The sequence below is a fragment of the Rothia sp. HMSC075F09 genome, assembly GCF_001810515.1.
In the GTDB taxonomy this organism is placed as follows: Bacteria; Actinomycetota; Actinomycetes; order Actinomycetales; family Micrococcaceae; genus Rothia.
The window spans coordinates 74,255-95,519 of sequence record NZ_KV801785.1 but is presented as its reverse complement, the minus strand read 5'-3'; the positions used below and the strand labels follow the sequence as shown (position 1 = coordinate 95,519).

Below are 21,265 nucleotides of genomic sequence, written 5' to 3'. Positions count from 1 at the left end.
GCGATGCTCCCCTCTTAGGAGAAACCCCATGTCTGAGTTCACTCTCGAACCCCTCTACGACTACCCCCAGCGCGAGCAGGTGCTCGCACTCGCCCAAACCCACGCTAACGCGGTTGACCGTGGCGAGCGTTCCCCCTTCGAAAACCTGCGCGAAATCGCTAAGGACGGCCTGATTACCCTGGGCCGCGACGGCGGCTCCCTGGTCCCCCAGGTTTCGGTAGCGTTCGACCTTGCCACTGAGGATGCCTCGACGGCGTTCTCCCTGTGGGCTCACCGCTCCACCATCGCGTTCTTTGACGCTGTGGGTCGCGAACTGCCCGAGGGCCTGTCGGATGCGACCGTCAGCGGCACCACCGCAATGGCGGCGGCCTACAAGGAAGCTTCGGGCCTGGCACCGATCAAGGTTGAGGGCACCCTCGTTGAGGGCGGCTTGAAGCTGAACGGTTCCGTGTCGTGGGCGTCGAACCTGTATCCGGGCGGCGTGATTGTTCTTCCGGTGGCTGTGCAGAACGCCCCGGAGAGCCACCCGAACCGCTACATCGTGACGGTTCGCCAGGATGTTGAGGGTCTGAGCATTGACTACCACCGCAACCTGCTGGCGCTGAACGGCACCGAGTCCGGCACCCTGAAGTTCGAGGACGTTTTCGTTCCGAGCGAGGACATTCTGAGCGACAACATTGAGGCGTTCCTGCACGATGTGACCGCGCCGTTCCTGCTGGTTCAGTCGTCGTTCTGCCTGGGTCTTGCCGCTGGCGCCCTGCAGGAGGCTGCTAAGCACCTGGACGTCTCTCAGGGCGTATTCCGTCCTGAGTTCCCGCTGATTCTGACCGAGTACCAGAGCCTGCGTGAGGAACTGATTCGTCTGGCGTCTGAGCCGGAGCGTGCTGAGCGTCGTGACCTGCTGAGCCTGCGCCTGGGTGTTTCGCACTTTGCAACCATTGCTACTCACTTTGAGCTGCAGGTTGTTGGAGGCGCCGGTTACGTGGCTGATTCCCCGACGGCTCGCCGCCTGCGTGAGGCGACGTTCCTGCCGGTTCAGTCCCCGACCGAGGGTCACCTGCGTTACGAACTGGCGCGTTACGATCACTTGGAGAACCTGCGTGACGCTCTCTAAGCCACTGAGCTAGCTGTAGCGAGTGTTTTTATTCGCTCTTTGCATCAATACCCTGTATATGCGATTTATTGCATATACAGGGTATTGATGCTTTCTGGGTTATATACGCGACATAGAGCCCACGATAAGAGAATATATGCACCACTCAACGTATCCCTGCTCATATTTACAGCCGTTTAGCTGTGACCCACGCTTGTATACGCGTAGAATGATGTGGAATTTTATACACCACCACATTCACCTCAGGAGCTCCCTTTGAGCATCTCTAAGCTTCTCGGCTTTGACTGGTCGATCCACGGCGACGGCCGCAGCATCAAGCCCGGTTCCTTCGTTGCCCCGAACGAGCGCCTCGCATGGCCGATTACCATCGGTATCGGCGCGCAGCACGTGGTCGCAATGTTCGGCGCGACCTTCCTCGTGCCGATTATTACCGGCTTCCCGCCGGCAACCACCCTGTTCTTCTCGGGTATCGGTACGGTCCTGTTCCTGCTGATTACCCGCGGACGCGTCCCCTCCTACCTGGGTTCCTCGTTCGCATTCATTGCACCCCTGGCGGCTGCTATGAACTCGCACGGCCCGGCCGGTGCCCTAGGCGGTATCGTCATGGCGGGTGCGGCGCTGTTCCTGGTCGGCCTAATCGTTCAGTTCGCTGGCACCGGCTGGCTCACCAAGCTCATGCCCCCGGTCGTGACCGGTTCGATTGTGGCGCTGATTGGCTTCAACCTGGCAAAGAGCGCTAAGGACAACTTCATGGTGGCACCGGTGACCGCGCTGGTGACCCTGTGCTCCATCATCCTGATTTCGGTGCTCTTCAAGGGCATCATTGGCCGCCTGTCCATCCTGCTGGGTGTGGGTATCGGCTACATCACCGCCGTGATTCGCGGTGAGGTAGACTTCTCCAAGATTGACAAGGCTGTGCAGACCCAGGGCATCATTGGCCTACCGCAGTTCCAGACCCCCGAGTTCCACTGGGAGCTCGCAGGCCTGTTCATCCCCGTGATTCTGGTGCTCGTGGCTGAGAACATCGGTCACGTGAAGTCGGTGGCTCAGATGAGCGGCGAAAACCTGGACGACTACTCCGGCCGCGCCCTCATGGCGGACGGCCTGGCAACCACCATCGCAGGCATGGGTGGCGGTTCGGGTACCACCACCTACGCTGAGAACATCGGTGTTATGGCTGCAACCAAGGTGTACTCCACCGCGGCGTACTGGGTGGCTGCTATCTTCGCGATTGTTCTGTCGCTCTTCCCGGGCTTCGGCGCGGCTATTGCGTCTGTTCCTGCGGGTGTTCTGGGCGGTGCCGCAACCGTGCTGTACGGCATGATCGGTATGCTCGGTGTTCGTATTTGGAGCGAGAACCGCGTGAATTTCTCGAACCAGATTAACCTGACCACCGCCGCTGTGGCGCTGATTGTGGGTATCGCGGACTACACCTGGACCTTCGATGGGATGACCTTCGCCGGTATTGCTCTGGGTACCGCTGCGACCCTGATTATCTTCCACCTGATGACCTTCATTGCGAAGTACACGAAGGCTGCTGGCGACCCGCTGGAGCCCTTCGACCCTGAGAAGAGCACTGAGGGACACTAAGTTCTTCACCGCCCGTTGGAGTAATTCTCCTGAGGCGTAGGCTGTAGAAAAGCGGCCCGGATGGATTGGTTTCCATCCGGGCCGCTTTTGCATGTTAGCCCGATATTCGGTTAGGCCAGGCGGTATGTCGTATTGCGGTTACCTCGACCACCTTCACGCACGATTACGCCCTCTTGAAGGAGCTTCGTGAGGACGTACCGGACCTGCGGCTTCTGCAGCTCAGCAAAAGGCTCAGGTAGCACAGCCATGATGTCCTCGATACCGGCGGGGTAACGCAGCGAGCGCAGGGCGAGGAGCACCGCCTCCTGACGGTTACTAGGAACCGTAGGCGACGATTGGCGCGGGTCTACTTCCGACTTCTGCTGCGGTGAACCAACATCGGCGGCACAAGCACCAGCCAGAGGCTCCCTGCTAATAATCGCAGTAAAACGAATGACCCCATCAACGAATTGGATGGGTTTCAGCCCTGCCTGACGCACCGCCTCCTGGGCAGTGTAGATGCCGCTACCTTCACCTTCGATGACGCGGTATCCGTCTTCAGGGGTTGTTACATGCGTGCAGATGTCATACAGGCGGTCATTCACGCGGGAGCGTTCGCCGTACTCTTGCAGACGCTGGAGAGTGATTCCGTATAGACCACCAGGGTTCTCTACAGAGATTCGGTCGGGGAAAATCCTGACGCGCACCTCTTCGGTATCTGCTTTGGGGTTGAGGCTGCGGTGTACGAGTGCATTCGACAGGATCTCGCGAAGGGCAATATCGGGTACTTCCTGCCCGTTGATGAGGTGCCCGTTGGACAGTTCGACAACCGGGTGTGCCAGGTTCCGCTTGACCCATGCCAGAGTCTCTTCGAGCATCGCGGGGATGGGGCCATCCGCCTCGAATTTGTCGAGGTTGCGGGCTTTACCGCTTGGGTCGATGACGACTCCGGTGACTTTGAGCGAGGGCCTGAACTCCTGAGGGTAAGAACCCAAGGCGTACAAGCCCGCAAGGGAAAGATTATTGGTTCCGAGGGCAATAATTCCCTTACGGCGGAGGACTTCTTCATCGGAGCTTCCGGCGAGGCGGCGTGATTTAGCACGGACGTCTCGCAGATAAGCAGTTTTGAGGCCTTCGTCTAGGTCAGCCAGGGAGGTGTATTCTACCGGCTCCTCATCGAATCCGGTGCGTGTCCGCTGAGCTACCATCAGGTCGGTTTCGTGGCGGCTCATTTCGTGGTCACCGTCGCCGGAACGCACGTACGCTTTACCGCCAATGTAGGCGGGGCGTTCATAGGGAGGCAGCGGAGGGATTGCGGCGACAAAGATTTTGGCGTCTTCGTAGAGGATGGTGCCGGATTCCATGGTGTTCGGCGGCTTGAGGCCCCTGCGGAGCTTGTTGCCGAGGGTTTTTTCTAGGTCTGCAGGGTCGTATACGCCTACAGGTGCAAAGTCATTATTCTCGTCGAGGCCGCAGATAATGATTCCGCCCGTGGAACTATTGGAGAAGCTACTCAGGGTTGCGTCTAGGCTTCCGGGGTAGCCTCCGTGGGCTTTTTTAACCTCGATAAACTGCGTATCGCTGCCGTGAGTGCACAGTAGTTTGATGGTTTCAGCAAGCCATTCGGGGGTCCATTCCACGTTGTTCATACAAAAAATTTTAGTCTAGACACAAATTAGATGTAAATCAGACACAAAAATTTGAGTCTAGACATAAATTTTTATGTCTAGACTCAAATTTTTTATGTCTAGACATAAAAGTTTATGTCTGAGTTATGTCTGCGGAGGCTCACCTAGCCGCTCGTGCTGGATAGCTAGTGTCGGCTGGCTAGTGCTAGGCGGCTAGGACCGTTCGGCGAGCATCGCCTCAATCGTCTGTGCCACACCGTCCTCGTGGAAGGGCGGGCAGGTACGTCCCACCTTCGCAATGAGTGCCGGCTGACCCGACGCCATGGCGAAGCCCTCCCCCGCCCAGCAAAGCATCTCAGCGTCATTCGGCATGTCACCAAACGCCATCACCTCGTGCGCCTCAATGCCGTGGCGTGCCGCGAACTTCTCCAAGATCCGCCCCTTATTCACAGTCTTAGAACCCATCTCAACGAGCGGTTCACCAACTACGCCGCGGGTCACCGACACCAGCGAACCTACCGCCTGATGCACGCGCGCCTGCAGAATATCCGGGTCCATGCCGGGCACACGGATCAGGTACTTAATGACCGGGGTTGAGCCAATTCGTTCCAGGGAATCAGCAATACTCGACTCAATAACGCGGGCGCCCTCAAGCACCTCACCGCCGTCGTGAGGCCCCTGAATATAGACGGTGTCTACGGTTTCCAGGGTGTAGGTGGCGTCGGGGAACATGGGTTCTAGGAGTTCGTGGGTGCGGGCAATCACCGCGGGATCTGCGCCGTTGATCTCTTCTACCTCGTTCGCGCCCAGGTGGTACACCACGGCACCGTTAGAGCAGATGGCGTAGGAGTCAAAGTCGGTCTGCTCGCGCAGGGGCGTGAGCCAGCGGCTCGGGCGGCCGGTAACGAAGACGATATCGATCCCGGCGGCGCGGGCAGCCTCAAGGGCGCGCAGGGTCCGCGGACGGAACCGGAAATCGTGCCCGATGAGGGTGCCGTCCAGGTCGCTGGCGATGAGTTTAATCATGCAGTGTTTGCCTTCAGTGGTGGGGTGTATCGGTGCTGGATAAAGCGCGGGGCTCGTTAGACTGTGCCAGCGAGCCGGTGTGCCGCTATGCCGCCGGTTCCGCGTAGGTGACGGTCAAGAACGCGCGACCCAGACCGTGGCCGAGCAGGTTAAAGTTCACGACGGCGGGGCTGGCGTTCTCGTCAATATCGAGCTTCTCCACATCCACGGCGGTGACGCAGAAGATGTATCGGTGCGGGCCGTGACCAGCCGGAGGGGCAGCACCCAGGAAGCCCGCCACACCGGCGTCGTTGCGGTGCGTCAGAGCGCCGGCGGGTGCATCCGCGCCAGTGTCAATGCTGGTCACGTTGGCGGGAATGTTGGAGACAGTCCAGTGCCAGAAGCCGCTGGGGACCGGCGCATCCGGGTCGAAGCAGGTCAGCACGAAGGACTTGGTGCCCTCGGGGAAGCCGCTCCAGGACAGCTGCGGGGAGCGGTCCTGACCGCCCGCCACGCCGAAAAGGGCGGAGAGCATCCATTCGGGGGCGGTGCCGCCGTCCTGAATGTCGGTGGAGGTCAGGGTGAATTCGGGCAGGTCGGGCAGGCCCGCGTAGGGTTCGCGGGGCAGGGGTGCGGTGCCGATGTTGGTCATGATGTTCCTCAATGGTGGGGTTCGGGTGGATATGGCGACGCCGGCGGACAGAGTGAGCTATCCGCCGGCGAGGCGTGAATTTTTTAGCCGTTGAGTACGGCGTCGAGTTCTTCGCGGGTGGGCGGGTTAGCGCCCGCGCGGGAGACGGTGATACCGGCTGCGGTTGCGGAGAAGCGCAGCAGGTCGGCAATGTCTTCTGCGGTCAGTGCGGCAACCTTGGCACGCGCCTCAGCACCGGCAATGCCGCGGTCGAGCAGACCTGCGATAAGTGCCGCCATGAGGGAGTCGCCAGCACCGACGGTGTCCGCAACCTCAACGCGGTGTGCGGGCTGGCTGATGCCCTCGGGGTACTTCTTGGTGAAGGCGATGGGGCCATCTTCGCCGCGGGTGATGACCATCAGCTCTGCGCCGAGGTCAAGCCATGCGCGGGCGGTGTCGTCGAGGGAGCGCTCGGGGTAGAGCCACTGCAGGTCCTCGTCGGATGCCTTCACGACGGTGGAGAGGGAGACGAACTTTTCAGCCCATGCGCGGCCCTCGTCAACGTTGTGGATGAGGGTGGGGCGGCAGTTCGGGTCGTAGCTGAGCAGGGCGCTGTCGCGGGCGGCTTCAAAGGCTGCGGCGACCACGTGCGCGCCGGGTTCAAGCATGGCGGCGATGGAGCCGGTGTGTACTGCATCGGAGGTGCGTGCCAGTTCGGTGAGCTTCTCGGCGACGGAGTCGAGGGACCAGGTGATGTCGAATTCGTACTCTGCCGCGCCGTCGGCGCCGATGGTTGCCTGGGCGACGGAGGTGCGCTCGGCACTGTGCTCGAAGGGCAGGGTCACCTGGGATGCTTCCAGGTGTGCGTCAATGCTCTTGCCGTAGGCGTCGGGGCCGTAGTGGCCGACGAAGTTGGTGGAGTGGCCGAGGCGGCGTGCGCCGACGGCTACGTTCATGGGCGATCCGCCGGGGTAGGCGCGGGTTTCTCCGTCGTGCTGGTGGACGACGTCTACGAGTGCTTCACCGATTACAGTCAACATGGTTTCAATTCTACTCATGTTTGCGCCCTCGTGGCGTGTGTTTTTGTGGGTATTTAAAGTGGTTTTGCTTTCCCTTCTGAGGGCTTGTGTTGGCTTGCCGTGTGGGTTCACAAACTGCCTTCTGTCTCTTCTGACTTTTAGCCTCAATATCGCTAATTTTGAGGGTCTGGAGGGGTTCACACGGGTTAGACTTAAACCGACGCCGGGTCTTAACGCCCGGCACGGTATTGACGCGACAGCATCGTCGCGCCTACCCTCCAACGACGAAGTTAGGAAGAAGGTCATACGTGACGACTGCAACCGCTACCTGGGTTAACCGTGAGGCTACCGCAGAGGAGCTGATCCCCCTCATCGGTAAGCTGCACCGCGAGAACGGCGTGGTGCTGAGCATTCACGGCCGCAGCCTGGTCAACAAGTCTGTCATTGAGCTGCTGAAGCTGCACGATTTCGTATCCCACATTGATGGTGCGCCCCTGAACCCCGCGCACTCCCTCGAGCTGGTTCGTGCTCTGACTGAGCTGAACCTGGGCGCTTGCTCGATTAACATTGCTGCCCTGCACAAGGCACACCACGAGGCGGGCTCCCCCGAGCTGTCCATGTGGCTGCCCGAGCAGCTGGGTTCCTCCGTGAACCACCAGGGTGACCAGCCGAAGGAGCAGGACGTTGTGCTGTACGGCTTTGGTCGTATTGGTCGCCTGCTGGCTCGTATTCTGCTGGAGCGTTCCTCCTCGCCGCTGGGTTCTGGCCTGAACCTGCGCGCTGTTGTGGTGCGTAAGAACGGCGATAAGGACCTGGTCAAGCGCGCATCCCTGCTGGAGCGCGACTCTGTTCACGGCCCGTTCAAGGGCGTTATTGAGGTAGACGAAGAGAACAGCACCATCATCGCTAACGGTGTTCCGGTTCGCTTCATTTACTCCTCTGACCCGACCACCGTCGACTACACCGAGTACGGCATCAAGGACGCTCTGCTGGTGGACAACACCGGCCGCTGGCGCGACGTTCCGGGCCTCGAGCAGCACCTGAACTGCCCCGGTATTTCTCGTGTTCTGCTGACCGCTCCCGGTAAGGGCGACATGAAGAACATCGTGTTCGGTGTGAACGACAACGTCATCACCGATGAGGACAAGATCCTCTCCGCAGCATCCTGCACCACCAACGCGATCACCCCGGCACTGAAGGTTCTGGATGACGCATACGGTGTTGAGCGCGGCCACGTTGAGACCGTTCACGCATTCACCAACGATCAGAACCTGATCGACAACTTCCACAAGGGTGACCGCCGCGGTCGCTCCGCTGTGCTGAACATGGTCATCACCGAGACCGGTGCAGCAAAGGCTGTTTCTAAGGCTCTGCCGCAGCTGGAAGGCAAACTGACCGGTAACGCTATCCGCGTTCCCACCCCGGACGTCTCCATGGCAATCCTGAACGTGAAGCTGACCAAGCCCGCAGGTTCCGCTGAGGAACTGAACGAGCTGTTCCGCCGCGAGTCCATCGACGGCGAACTGCGCCGCCAGGTGGGCTACTCGGATTCCCCCGAGGCTGTTTCCACCGACTTCGTGGGTTCCCGCACCGCAGGTGTTGTGGACTCGCTGGCTACCGTGGTGACCGATGACTCCGCAATTGTCTACGTCTGGTACGACAACGAGTTCGGTTACTCCTGCCAGGTGATTCGCGTTCTGGAGCGCATGGGCGGCTACGAAGTGCCCTCCTACCCCGCTAAGTAAGCTACCCCAGCTCATCTAGCACACATATAACAAACCCACCGGTACATATAGCCAATTGGCTATATTGCCGGTGGGTTTGTTTATGAGGTTATATGCGCAAATAAGAGGTGCCACGCAGAAGCTCAGAAGAGCTACGCGAGCGGTGAATTACGCCTTACGGCGGTACACCACACCCTGATGCGCCCGTAGCGTGAAGCTCGAGGGCACCGGGCGGTTTGCCGCATCCACCAAGCCGGACGGGACCTTCACGATCACATCCTTCGAGCCGGTGTTCAGGGCAGCCCAGCCGCGCGTAAAGGCACGAGTCTGAGCGGTCTTCTGAGCAATAATGCCGCCGACCGGATCCCCCAGGTCATAGGAAAGCTCCGGGGCGTGCGGGATCTCGTCGTAGGCGTCGTGGTGGGTTGCGCTGATGCCGGTGAAGGCGCCTCCACCGAACACCCAGAAGCCCGCCAAACCGTACAGGAAGTTCTCATCCGTACCGGTAATAGCAGCCTTGCGGTCGCTAAGCGGGGTACGCAGAATCGTCACCTTCTTCTGCGAGGCGGCGCTACGGCCACCCAGACCCGCAAAAGTAGTACCCAGGTTCACGTCGCCCGCCGAGCCGTTCGCAATCTCACGACCCTGCATCACGGCGTACGGCGAAGACAGGTAGTCGTTCGGACCCCAGCCAAGCCACACCTCCTCAAAGCCGCCACCGTAGGCGCTGTGACGCTCCCACTTGCCGTAACGCAGACGAGACTCAGCAATATTGGGCACCAGAATCTTGCCGATTTTATTCAGCTCAATACCGGCGTACGCGACCAGAAAATCCAGGTGCTCACGAATCTTCGTCATAGACTCCACACCCTGGATGGGCAGGTTCAGGTCGTAGTAGTCGTTCTCGATGTCGTTATCCGCCATGACCCCGTCGAAGGGTGAGTTGCGCATTTCGCGCACCACAGCGTCCACCCACTGCCAACGGTAGTCGGCGTTCCACACCTGCATCTGGAAGTGCTTGGGGTAGCCCTTCCACTCGATACGGTCACCGTTGAGGCGGTGGGCGAAGAAATCCTTACCGGAGTTCGCCATCGACTGCGCCAGCGGGTAAGACACACCCGAAGAATAGATCGGGCCGGGCTCATAAGAGCGGGTGGAGGACAGGCACTTGTACGCCAGCACCACCATTTGAGGTGCACGCTTCTTCAGGTAGCGTGCCGCGTCCAGTTCCCAGGGCTGCAGGATTGCGACAGAGTAGTTCTTGACCGCAAAATCGAGCTGCTGCTGGGTAATGGGCTTACCGCCGTAGCGGACCCAGGCACCAAACTTGCCGGGTCCGCCCAAGCGGGTGAGTTTATTCGCCATCGTACTCCGGGTCGAATTCGGGGGCGCGAGGGGGCAACTTGCCCAGCTCGCGGTAGATCGTGTTGTAGCGGTCCATGACCAGTCGCAGCTGGAAGAAGCTGACGATACGGTCGTAGGCGTTCACACAGTAGCGTTCGTAGATGCTGGGCTCCTCCATGAGGGTGCGCAGCGCCGCCGCAAAGCCGTGAATATCGCCGGGGATGGTCAAGATACCGCAGTTACCGATTTCGTGGCCGTCGGGGGCGACCAGCACATCGTCGATGAGCTGGGACATACCGCCCACGTCGGTGCTGACCAGCGGGATGGACGCAGCCATCGCCTCGAGCGCCACAATCGGCTGCCCCTCATTGTAGCTGGGCATGAGCAGCAGGTCGAAGCGGTCGAGCATCGCACGCACGTTCACGGTGCCGTGGAAGGTGATGTACTCACCCATGTTGAGCTCTTCGATGGTGCGCAAGCACAGCTCGTAATACTCGGGCAGGTGATCCTTGGGGCCGAGCACGTCCAGGTGGAAGTTCACCAGACCCTGATCGCGCAGCACCGCGAGGGAGCGAATCAGGTCGGTCAGGCCCTTAATAGGCACCACGCGGGCGATGAACACGAAGCGCCACACGTGGCCGCGGCCCTCAGCGAGGATGCGGGCACGCGCCGACTGGCGGGCGTAGTAGGCTTCCGCCACGGACTCGATGAGCATACCGTTAGGCAGAATGATTGCGCGGTCCTTCTCGCCCGCGTTCATCTGGTCGATGGGCGCGCCAATACCGCGTGCCTCTTCCAGTGCCTTGGGGTACAGGTAGGTTGCCATGTCGGCGCTGGGGTAGCAGAAGCGTCCCATTTCGACGAACCAGACGGACCAGGCACGCTCGTCGAGGGTGACCGGGCCCAGGCCGGGGTGCTCACGCTCCTCGTTGAGGAAGGCGTAGTCGGTGGTGACGGGCTTCGCCATGTTGCGTTCGAGCTTGGTGTTCACGGTGTCGCGAATGTACAGGTTGTGCTCGGTCAGCAGGAAGCTGGTGCCGTGGTCACGTGCGGCTGCGGCGGCGATGAGTGCCGCGTAGCCGGTGGTGTGGGCGTGGTAGACGCGGGCGTGCGGCATCCGCTCGTGCAGGATCGCGAAGAGGATGGAGACGAAGTCGCGCACCTTCCAGAAGAGCTCACCGAAGGGCACCTCGGAGAAGAAGCCCAGACCCGCAATCGCCTGCATGAACTCGCGGGTTCCGAAGAGGCCGAAGAGGTTGTAGCTGCGGGTTGCGGGGTTGATGCCCTCGTCGTAGAGCTTCCAGAGGGGGTTCACGTCGCCGGCGATGAGGGCGCTGAAGCCGTCCATGAGGCGGTTGGTGAGCGCCTGACGCTCCGCAAAGTTCATGCGCAGTGCGGAGGGGTCGCAGGCTTCCGCGAAGGCCTCGCGGTTGACTTCCAGGCTCAGGTACAGCACCTTGACCCACTTGACGTTCTCGGGCATGCCGTAGAGGTCTTCGTGGGGGGAGTTCTTATCCCAGGCGATGTGAATAATGCCGTAGGTCAGATCCGGGTTTTCGCAGACGATATCGTGCACCACCGCGGACACACCACCCTTGAGGTAGGGGTAGGTGGATTCCATGATGATGGCGACGTCAACGTCCGGGTATTCGGGGTTGCTGTAGTGGGGGCCGGGAGCCGGAAGCTGCAGCGGCGCGTAGTGGTTTCGGTACATCTGTTCAGTCATTGTCGTATGTATCTTTCGCGGACCGTGCGGTTCTTACCAGGCGAGGGCTCGACGCCAGAAGAGGGAGTACTCGGGGGCTGCCCACGCCTGACGGTAGACGCGGTAGCAGGCGAAGGCGAGCACTGCCTCGCCCGCGATGATGGGCAGGTAGCCGGTCTCGTTGGGCAGGATCATGAAGGAGATGAAGAGCAGCACCAGGTGCGCTGCGGAGAGCAGCTGCACGGTGACGTACATGGTCATGTACTCGATCTGGTAGATCAGCAGTGCCACTGCAACGAAGAGGAACGCCACGACCAGGCCGGAGAGCGCCAGCGGGTAGGACTGCGGCAGGAAGATGAACATCAGGATGCCGGTGACGATAGCGCTGGCGATGTAAATCAGCAGGGAGTTGCGGATAGCGTGGTTGGAGGTGCGCAGAGCCTTGGAGGACTCCTCCTGAACGCCCTTGTAGGGCAGGCGGTCGAAGATGGTCCACAGGTGCTGGATGCTTGCGTTGACGCGGTCTGCTTCCACCACGAAGAAGTAGTTGTAGGCGATAACGCAGGGGATCAGGCTCAGGTAGATTGCCACGACATTGATTTCACCGCCGGTGACCAGGAAGAGCATGTACTTATCGGCCCAGATGATGGAGCCGGTGAAGAAGCCACGCAGGGCGTCGAGCGCAATGTCCTTGAGCGGGATGCGCGCGAAGTGCAGCAGGTGCACCAGGTCCTTGCCGAGGCTCACCAACAGAATGAGCGAACCAACCAGCGGCGGCAGGAACCATTCCTTCGGGAAGAAGAACAGGGCAAGAGTGTAGCCAAGCCACGCGATGAACCAGATGATGCGGTTCTTCGCGAGGTTCGGGATGACCAGCAGCTGCGCGAACGCAATGTTGAGAACGCCCAGGACGAAGAACGCACCGAATGCAGTCGGGCTCCAGTGAAGGACGAGGGCGACCGGAATTGCGAAGAGCAGCACCAGCGGCATGGTCATGAAGAAGAGATAGAGCCAGTTACGGGTGAACGCGGTCAGGTCGGTAATGTCTTGGAACTGCGGCTCGGACATGCGTGCGCGTACGGCTCGTGCTTCGGCACGCTTGAGCTGGTGCTCAAGGGTTTCAGCGTGAATACGCAGGCCTTCGCGGGCGTCCGCAATCTTCTTGTGCTCCATCTGGATAGCACGGTAAAGGGGCAGGCAGGCTGCCTGGCTGAGCCAGGGAACGGTAATGGATGCTGCCAGGATCACCTGAATCAGGGGTACACCATCGAGGTTGTACCGGTTAATGGTCGGGGTGACGATGGGGAAGATGGTGGTCAGCAGTGCGACCGGAGAGACGTAAAGCAGAAAGTTAATGAGGAGGCGCCATGCGCTGTTGCTTTTTTCCTCAGTACCGTGGTTGGTAGACAATCTTGCAGACTTTCAGTCGATAATCGTAAAGATTAGGGGCAGTGTGTTTTAACAGCACCGTGTGACGTGCCAGGGGAAAGAGTCGTCGTACCGAGAAGTGCCGGGTCCCCATGGTTTGCGCTGATGCCGCCGTGAATCAATATACGGCATATATCAACTAAAACCTTTGGTTTCCTTAACCCTCTACTTGATATTTGAAGGGATTTAGGACACACCCCCATAATGTGCATCACGCCAAAACGCAAAACACCTAGTGAGAGCAGTGTTCTGCGCAATATGTGTAGGGTGCAACAACCCTGAGAAGGGTATTCCCAAGCGATACGCCCACACGCAGGGCGTCAATATGCAGGATGTCACTATGCAGAGTGTCCCCACCCAACATGCTCCTGCGCAAAAGCATCCCGGCCCCTCCGACCGGGAGGGAACCGGGATGCTCTAAGCGGCGACCCTAACGGGTCTTATTTACTTAGGATGCGCTAGCGAGGGTGCGCAGTGCTACGGACACTACAGCCAGTCGCGGGTGACCGGTTGCATCCGGAGCTGCCTCAGCAATCTCCTCGAGGATGCGGTCGATGTTACCCACGCGGGTCGGGTGCTCCTCAATCCAGGTTGCCAGCGCCTGCTGTGCACCATCCACGGTGGAGAAGTCGCCCTTCGCGCCCTCAGCCACGGACAGTGCGAGGCTTGCAGCAGTCTCGTAGAGGCTGCCGCGCATTGCCTGGCGTGCCAGGATCTCCCAGCGGTCGCTGCGGGGCAGGTCGGAGATGAGGCCGAGCAGTTCGTCCACCTTGAAGCGGTCGTAGGTTGCGAAGTAGACCGGTGCCAGCGAGGTTGCCTCGAAGTCGTGATCGGCGGCCGAACGAATCACGTCCAGCAGGGCGTAGCCCTCGAAGCCGCGAATCCAGATGACGATGAGCTCCTCGGGCAGGCCCCATGCCTCGCCTGCGTCACGCTTTGCACGGACGCGAGCACGGGAGGTGCCGGAGAGGTACTCGGGCAGGTTGTGGCGCATTTCGACGACGGATCCGAAGATCTCCAGCAGCTCGGAGATGCTGGTGCCAGCAACGACGCCGCGCTCGGTGATGAACCAGCGGACTGCACGGTCCAGAACGCGCTGGTTGTCGCGCAGAACGGTGAACCATGCATCCAGCGGGGTCTTCGGGGGCAGTTCGCGGTGCAGCTTAGCAGCGGTGCCCAGCTCGAAGAGCTCACGAGCGACGATGAAGGCGCGTGCGACGGAATCAATACCGACGTTGAACTCCTCCATCACACGGTATGCGAAAGTGATACCGCCGATGTTGACCAGCTCGTTAGCGACGCGGGTGCAGATAATTTCCTTACGCAGCGGGTGCGAGTCCAGGTGCTGGCCGAAACGCTCAACCAGTGCTGCCGGGAAGTAGCTGCGCAGAACGCCTTCCAGGTAGGGGTCGTCCGCGAAGTCGGTCTGCTCCAGTGCGTGGGTGAGGTAAATCTTCACGTACGCAGCCAGGACGGACAGCTCGGGGCGGGTCAGACGCTCGCCGGTGTTCTCCAGGCGTGCATCCAGCTCCTCGTCGGTGGGCAGGAACTCGACGGCGCGGTTCAGGCCGGCGTGCTCTTCCAGGTCGTGCATGAGGCGCTTGTACAGGTTGGTGCCCAGGAAGGAGCCGTGGAACTCACCCTGCAGCAGAACGTTCTGCTCAACGTTGGTCTCGAGGACCTTGCCGCCGACCTCGTCCTGCAGGGACTCGATGAAGGAAGCACGCTCTTCGCTGGACAGCTCGCCGTGTGCCACGAGGCGGTCCACCAGAATCTTGATGTTGACCTCGCGGTCACTGGTTTCCACACCTGCGGAGTTGTCGATTGCGTCGGTGTTGAGGATGACGCCGTTGAGCGCAGCCTCAATACGACCCAGCTGGGTGAAGCCGAGGTTACCGCCCTCGCCAACAATCTTGGCGCGCAGGTCCTTACCGTTGACGCGCAGTGCATCGTTAGCCTTGTCGCCAACCTGTGCGTTGGTCTCGGTGGATGCCTTCACGTAGGTACCGATACCGCCGTTGTAAATCAGGTCGACCGGTGCCTTGAGGATTGCGGAAATCAGCTCGGTCGGTGCCAGCTCGGTAACGGACTCATCCAGGCCCAGAACCTCGCGCACCTCGGGGGTAATCTCGATGGACTTCAGACCGCGAGAGTACACGCCACCACCGGCGGAAATCAGGTCGCGGTTGTAGTCCTGCCAGGAGGAACGGGGCAGGTTGTACAGGCGCTGACGCTCGTCGAAGGACACTGCCGCGTTCGGGTTCGGGTCCAGGAAGATGTCGCGGTGGTCGAATGCTGCGACCAGGCGGGTTGCCTTGGAGCGGAGCAGACCGTTACCGAACACGTCACCGGACATGTCGCCAATGCCGACTGCGGTGAACTCTTCGGTCTGAGCGTCGTGGCCGAGCTCAGCGAAGTGACGCTTGACGGACTCCCATGCACCACGTGCGGTGATGCCCATAGCCTTGTGGTCGTAACCGACGGAGCCGCCGGATGCGAAGGCGTCGCCCAGCCAGAAGCCGCGCTCCAGACTGATTGCGTTTGCGGTGTCGGAGAATGCTGCGGTGCCCTTATCCGCTGCAACCACCAGGTAGTAGTCGTCAGCGTCGCGTGCTACAACACCTTCGGGGCGGACAACGGTCTCGGAGCCGTCGGTGCCCACTGCGAGGTTGTCGGTGACATCCAGCAGGGAGCCGATGAAGACCTTGTAGGACTCGCGGCCCTCGGTGATCCATGCGTCACGATCCACTGCGGGGTCGGGCAGCTGCTTGGGGTAGAAGCCACCCTTCGCGCCGGTGGGGATAATGACGGCGTTCTTCACCATCTGGGCCTTGACCAGGCCGAGCACCTCGGTGCGGAAGTCGTCACGGCGATCCGACCAGCGCAGGCCACCACGTGCAACGCTACCGAAGCGCAGGTGAACACCCTCAACGCGCGGGGAGTAGACGAAAATCTCGAACTTGGGGCGGGGCAGGGGTGCGAAGTCAATCTCCTGCGGTGCCACCTTGAACGCGAGTGCGGGGCGGTCAGCAAGGTATGCGTTGGTGCGCAGGATAGCGCGGATGACCTTGCCGAGGGAACGCAGGTAGCGGTCAGCGTCCAGGGTGGGGATCTGGTTCAGTTCCTCAACCAGGGCTGCTTCGATTTCGTCACGGCGTGCGTTGCGCTGCTCATCGTTGAGACCGTTGTTCGGGTCGAAGCTGACCTCGAAGAACTCGACCAGGTGCTTGGTGATGGCCGGGTTTGCGAGCAGGGTGTTCGACATGAAGGACGGGGTGTAGCCCAGGCCCAGCTGAATCAGGTAGTGGTTCAGGGCACGGAACAGACGTACTTCCTGCCAGGTCAGGCCCTCAGCCAGGATCAGGCGGTCCAGGGTATCGGACTCGCGCTCACCGAGCAGGTAGGCGTTCAGGGCGTCCTCGTAAAGGGAAGCCACAGCGTTTGCATCCACGCCCTCGGGGAACTGAACCCCAAAGTCGTAGAGGTAGCCGTAGTCTTCGCCGTCCTCAGGCTTGAACTCGTAGGGCTTCTGATCAACAACGACCAGACCCATATTCTGCATAACCGGCAGAAGCTCGGTGAGGGTGTGAGGTGCGGACAGGTAGGTCTTCAGTCGGGTGGTGTTGGCTTCGCCGGCTTCAACCTTGATTGCGGCGGGCTTCTGGCCCGAGAGAGATTCAAGAATCACGATATCCTCGATTGCTTGTTCTACTGTGTAATCGGCTCGGTAGGCTGCACTAGTCGCATCTGCCCAGGCTGATGCGAGTCGGCGGCCTGCCGCTCCGGGTTTCCATGCCTCAATAGCAGCTGCGGTTGCTTCCACCCAGGAGCGGGCGGCTTCTTGCAGTCGCTTTTCGAGAGCTTGATGATCCGTCTTCGGCACATCATTGGGGTTGGTGAGCCGAATGCGGAAAAATAGACGCGCCAGCGATGAGGAGGACAGGTACACCTCATGGTCGATGGCACTAAAATCAAATTCTTGTTGGAACACCCGCTGAATACGGGAGCACACGTTCGTGTTGTAACGATCCCGAGGCAGGTACACCACGGCGGAAATAAACCGGTTGAACTGGTCGGCGCGCAGGAACAGGCGGGTCTTGCGGCGCTCCTCCAGGCCCATGATGCCGCCGAACGTATCGGTCAGGTCATTAGCGGAAGCGTGCAACAGCTCCAGGCGCGGGTAATCTTCCAAGGCACCCAGAAGCGCCTTGTCAGAGTAAGAACCGGGGTGGTAGCCGAGGCGGCGGCGCACCATCGCGATACGCTCACGCACCAGCGGAGTCTCAATAGCGGGCAGTGCGTACGACTGACGGGTGAACAGACCCAGAATGACGTACTCACCAATCACGCGGCCGTTCAGGTCGAAGCGGCGCACACCAATGTAGTCCAGGTAGTCGTTCCGTGCTACGGTGGAGCGGGAATTCGCCTTCGTGATGTACAGGGGGCGCGGGAACAGGGCACGCTCCAGGGTCTCGCCCGAAAGGGGGATGCGGCTCTTACCCTCCGTGGTGCGCAGAATACCGAGCGCCGAACCGGGGCGGTCCACCAGAGAAATAGCGCCGGAGGTGCCGTCCAGCACGCGCTCCTTAACGCCCATAAACACGAAGTTGCCGCGGGTCAGCCAGCGCAGGAAGTCCTGTGCCACCTCCACACGGGAGGCAGGCTCCACACCGCGCGGGTTAGCGGCGTAGGATTCCTCGCCGTGACCCAGGGTTGCGCCGCGCAGGTCGTACATGGACTGCGCCAGGTCGAAAACGCGGGCGACCATGGCATCCAGGTCGGTGTGGCAGGCGCGAACATCAGCGAGGACGCGCTCAACTTCCTTCTCGCAGCGGCGCTGCTCTTCCTCAGTGAGGTAGCGGGTCAGGCGAACCGCAATCCAGGCTTCAATAGCGACAGTGGTACCCGCCGGGGCGTTCTCGCTGAGCTTGAGGGAGGGCACGCCAAGAGTGGCGGTATCGCCACTGGCGAGGTTGCCGCGCATGCCGGTGCCGCGCAGGCTCAGGAGGGTACCGTCCGGGCCGCGTTCAGCGAGGAAGGTGGGGTGAAGAATGGTGACGAAACCACCAAAGTGCGCGGCAAGGCATGCGGTCAGGGAGCTGACGATGTGCGGCATGTCGTCGGTCGCGACGTACAGGGTGGTGTTGTACTCGTCGTTGCGTGCGGCAACGACAGGGGTCTTGGGCAGGCGGATTTGAGCCAGCGCACGGTGGGTGCGAGCCAAATCCTCTAACTCTGCCGGGGTGAACTCTTCACGCTCATCTTCGGGGCTGTTCAGGAAATACTGCTCGACCCATGCATCGGCGCCAGCGAAGTGTGCCATAGCCTTGTCAGTCATTGACAATCTATCCTCCGAATATCGGTATCACTTCACTGTGACGGTGTCTGTGTGGTCTCATGTGCGCGCCGTGGCGCGCGAGCACTTATACCAAGCTTATACCTTCGAGGTGTTTCTGTCAGACATATCGCTCTTGTGAGCGTAGAAATTATTTTTATCTTCTTCCCAAATCCAGCACGCATTTGGTACGGGTTCAAGAAAGTAGGTGCATCTTGAGGGATGGACACGTACAGTGAAACTATGAGTTTGCGTACTGAATCTTTCCTGGTGGGCCTCATTGGTGACGGCATCACCTCCTCCCTGACCCCTCCCATGCACGAGGCGGAGGCGGACGCGCACGGGGTGCGCTACCTGTACCGCCCCGTCGACCTGGACGCCCTGAACCTGGATGGCGCCTCCGCCCCGGCGCTTCTGGATGCGGCGGCACTGCTCGGCTTTAACGCTTTCAATATCACGCACCCGTGCAAGCAGTCGGTCATGGAGCACCTGCACGAGCTTTCGGATGCGGCACGCGCCCTGGGCGCGGTCAATTGCGTAGTGATTGGCGAGGACGGCAGCTTCTACGGCGATAACACGGACTACTCCGGGTTCATTGCGGGATTGAAGCGCGGCCTGCCACAGGTGGCGGAGAATCCGGCGCGCCTGGAGCACGTGGTGCAGCTGGGTGCTGGCGGTGCCGGTAGCGCCACGGCATACGCCCTGTGCCGCCTGGGGGTGCGCCACCTGAGTCTCTTTGAGCGTGACGCGGCGAAGGCGCAGGGGCTTGCGGAGCAGCTGGGTGGGCTCTTCCCGCAGACCCGGGTCGAGGTGCTGAGCGACGATGAGCGCTTGATTGAAGCTCTACTGGAAGCTCGGGGTTTGGTGAACGCAACCCCGGTGGGCATGCACGTGCATCCGGGTATGCCGTTGAGCGAGTCGGCACTGAGCGCCGGGGTGTTGCGTGAAGGCCTGTGGGTTGCGGACGTCATCTATCTGCCGCAACAGACGCAGCTGGTGCGCGCGGCGCGTGCCGCCGGATGCGAGGTGCTAACGGGCGGCTACATGGCGGTGGGTCAGGCGGTGGATGCATTCCGCCTCTTCACTGGGCTGGAACCGAACGCTGAGCGTATGGCGGCGCATTTTGAGACGCTGATTGCGGCTCAGCAGGGGGCTTAGAAGGTTAAACACGCAGGTGGGGATGGATAGCTAACTATCCAGCCCCACCTGTATTTATTCTATATACGGAATATATTGTGCGGGCTATACGTCCAGTTCCGCAAGGGACTTCTTGTACCCTTCACGAGCCGTCAGCGCACCCAACGCCACGAGCACGCACATGGCGACCGTGAACACGGCGGGCAGCACCGCGTTATGCAGGTCGGCACCGGCGAGGCTCGTCGCCACGGCGGGGGCGACGCCTCCAGAAATTGCGAAGCCAATCTGGGTACCCAGCGCCAGGCCGGTCACGCGCACGCGAGTCGGGAACATCTCCGCATAGAAGGCGGGCCACACGCCGTTCGCCATGGAGTACAGCGCACCGTGCATGAGCACGCCGTAGGCGAAGATACCCACCCAGTTACCCTCGGTAATCGCGCCGAGGTACGGGAACATCACCAGGGACGAAGCAACCGCACCGGTAATGAACACGGGCTTACGACCGATCCGGTCGGCAAGCATGGCGGCGAGCGGAATCGCAATCAGGCCGAGAGTGTTGGAGGCGACCGGCACCAGCAGCATAGTGCTGCGATCAAGACCGTAACCCTTGGTGGCGAAGGAAAGCGCGAAGGTCGTGAAGACCATGTTCACGGTGTTGACCATGGCGCATACGGCGATGGTGAGCACGGCGCGCTTGTGGTGCTTGAAGACCAGCATGAGCGGGGATTCGGTGAGCTTTTCGCGCTGCAGGTATGCGGGCGGCTCGGAGAGGGTGCGGCGAATCAGCCAGGCGGTCACCACCACGAAGGCGGAGAGCCAGAAGGGTACGCGCCAGCCCCAGCTGAGCAGGTGCTCGTCCGGCAGAGCGGCGAAGGGAATGAACACGGCGGTTGCCAGCAGCGAGCCGAACTGGGTGCCCTGCAGGGTCCAGCTGGTCGTGAAAGCGCGCTGATGCTCGTTGGCGTGCTCCAGGGAGATGGAGATGGAGCTTGCCTGCTCACCGGCGGCGGAGAGGCCCTGAATCATGCGGCAGATGACCAGCAGGGTGGGGGCGAGGATACCCGCCTCGCTGTAGGTCGGCAGGCAACCGATTGCGAAGGTGGCAAAGCCCATCAGGAAGAGCGTGAGCATCAGGACGAATCGGCGGCCGTAGCGGTCACCGAGGGGTCCAACGATCATGGCGCCGAAGGGGCGCACAACGTAGGCGACGCCCACAACCACCATGGACTTGAGGATGCCGATGGCGGCGGTGTCTTCGGGGAAGAAGATGCGGTTGAGCACGATTGCGGCGGCGGTGCCGTAGACGGCGAAGTCGTAGTATTCGAGGGCGGAGCCTATCCAGCTGGCGAGGGCGGCTCGTCGTGGTGATCGGGCGGGCGCGTCGGTGCGTCGGCTCATGGGTGGCTCCTTCGGTGGTGTACCCGTTGGGAGGGGCGGGGCCGCGGTGTGGGCGGCCCGTGCGGTTTGTCAATGTGCCCTTCCAGTGTAGGGAGCGCACCGCCTGTTTTCCATAGGGTTACCTAAGTTCCCAGGGTTTGAAGTAGTAATAGCGGGTGGACACCTCCAGCCCCAGTCAGTTCATGAGCAATAAAAAATGAGGGGTTGGGCATAACTATTCGTTTGCTC

13 protein-coding genes are annotated in these 21,265 nt (G+C 60.8%); 4 read left to right on the top strand and 9 right to left on the bottom strand.

All coding sequences use genetic code 11. The annotated features are described in order from the left end of the window. Positions 1-28 precede the first annotated feature (28 nt). On the top strand, positions 29-1,114 hold the full coding sequence (locus HMPREF2749_RS04530) for an acyl-CoA dehydrogenase family protein (protein WP_070593542.1): 1,086 nt from the start codon (positions 29-31) through the stop codon (positions 1,112-1,114). Positions 1,115-1,369: 255 nt separating this feature from the next. After that, positions 1,370-2,704 carry a uracil-xanthine permease family protein gene (locus tag HMPREF2749_RS04525; RefSeq protein WP_070593541.1) on the top strand — a complete coding sequence of 445 codons (1,335 nt, stop codon included), beginning with the start codon at positions 1,370-1,372 and terminating at the stop codon, positions 2,702-2,704. Between the two features lie 110 nt (positions 2,705-2,814). Here the strand turns inward: HMPREF2749_RS04525 and HMPREF2749_RS04520 are convergent, their stop codons facing one another. From HMPREF2749_RS04520 to HMPREF2749_RS04505, 4 genes are all read right to left on the bottom strand, one after another. Continuing rightward, positions 2,815-4,332: an ATP-binding protein gene (locus HMPREF2749_RS04520; RefSeq protein WP_070593540.1), complete on the bottom strand. Its 1,518-nt coding sequence runs from the start codon at positions 4,330-4,332 to the stop codon at positions 2,815-2,817. Between the two features lie 192 nt (positions 4,333-4,524). After that, positions 4,525-5,337, bottom strand: coding sequence for an HAD-IIB family hydrolase (locus tag HMPREF2749_RS04515; RefSeq protein ID WP_049352894.1), 813 nt, complete (start codon positions 5,335-5,337; stop codon positions 4,525-4,527). An 85-nt stretch (positions 5,338-5,422) separates the two neighbouring features. Next, complete coding sequence (locus HMPREF2749_RS04510) at positions 5,423-5,968, bottom strand: YbhB/YbcL family Raf kinase inhibitor-like protein (protein WP_005504213.1); 546 nt, start codon at positions 5,966-5,968, stop codon at positions 5,423-5,425. An 83-nt stretch (positions 5,969-6,051) separates the two neighbouring features. Next, positions 6,052-6,987 (bottom strand): carbohydrate kinase family protein, encoded by a 936-nt coding sequence (locus HMPREF2749_RS04505; protein WP_070593539.1) that lies wholly within the window; start codon positions 6,985-6,987, stop codon positions 6,052-6,054. 287 nt (positions 6,988-7,274) lie between these two features. Between HMPREF2749_RS04505 and HMPREF2749_RS04500 the strand changes: the two genes are divergently transcribed. Beyond that, entirely contained in the window at positions 7,275-8,711 is a 1,437-nt protein-coding gene (locus HMPREF2749_RS04500; protein ID WP_070593538.1) for a glyceraldehyde-3-phosphate dehydrogenase, read from the top strand. A 147-nt stretch (positions 8,712-8,858) separates the two neighbouring features. Here the strand turns inward: HMPREF2749_RS04500 and HMPREF2749_RS04495 are convergent, their stop codons facing one another. The 4 genes from HMPREF2749_RS04495 to HMPREF2749_RS04480 form a co-directional block, all read right to left on the bottom strand. Further along, positions 8,859-10,055 carry a putative glycoside hydrolase family 15 protein gene (locus HMPREF2749_RS04495; RefSeq protein ID WP_070593537.1) on the bottom strand — a complete coding sequence of 399 codons (1,197 nt, stop codon included), beginning with the start codon at positions 10,053-10,055 and terminating at the stop codon, positions 8,859-8,861. Beyond that, positions 10,045-11,760 carry a GT4 family glycosyltransferase PelF gene (gene pelF / locus HMPREF2749_RS04490; RefSeq protein ID WP_070593536.1) on the bottom strand — a complete coding sequence of 572 codons (1,716 nt, stop codon included), beginning with the start codon at positions 11,758-11,760 and terminating at the stop codon, positions 10,045-10,047. The genes HMPREF2749_RS04495 and pelF overlap by 11 nt, the downstream gene beginning before the upstream one ends. A gap of 33 nt (positions 11,761-11,793) precedes the next feature. Further along, complete coding sequence (locus HMPREF2749_RS04485) at positions 11,794-13,149, bottom strand: hypothetical protein (protein WP_070593535.1); 1,356 nt, start codon at positions 13,147-13,149, stop codon at positions 11,794-11,796. A gap of 466 nt (positions 13,150-13,615) precedes the next feature. Further along, positions 13,616-18,505 (bottom strand): NAD-glutamate dehydrogenase, encoded by a 4,890-nt coding sequence (locus HMPREF2749_RS04480; protein ID WP_070593534.1) that lies wholly within the window; start codon positions 18,503-18,505, stop codon positions 13,616-13,618. A gap of 240 nt (positions 18,506-18,745) precedes the next feature. Here HMPREF2749_RS04480 and HMPREF2749_RS04475 point away from each other — a divergent pair, with 240 nt between their 5' ends. Beyond that, positions 18,746-19,660: a shikimate dehydrogenase gene (locus tag HMPREF2749_RS04475; RefSeq protein ID WP_070593550.1), complete on the top strand. Its 915-nt coding sequence runs from the start codon at positions 18,746-18,748 to the stop codon at positions 19,658-19,660. Positions 19,661-19,744: 84 nt separating this feature from the next. Here HMPREF2749_RS04475 and HMPREF2749_RS04470 read toward each other — a convergent pair whose 3' ends face one another. After that, positions 19,745-21,037 (bottom strand): MFS transporter, encoded by a 1,293-nt coding sequence (locus tag HMPREF2749_RS04470; protein WP_070593533.1) that lies wholly within the window; start codon positions 21,035-21,037, stop codon positions 19,745-19,747. Positions 21,038-21,265 lie beyond the last annotated feature (228 nt).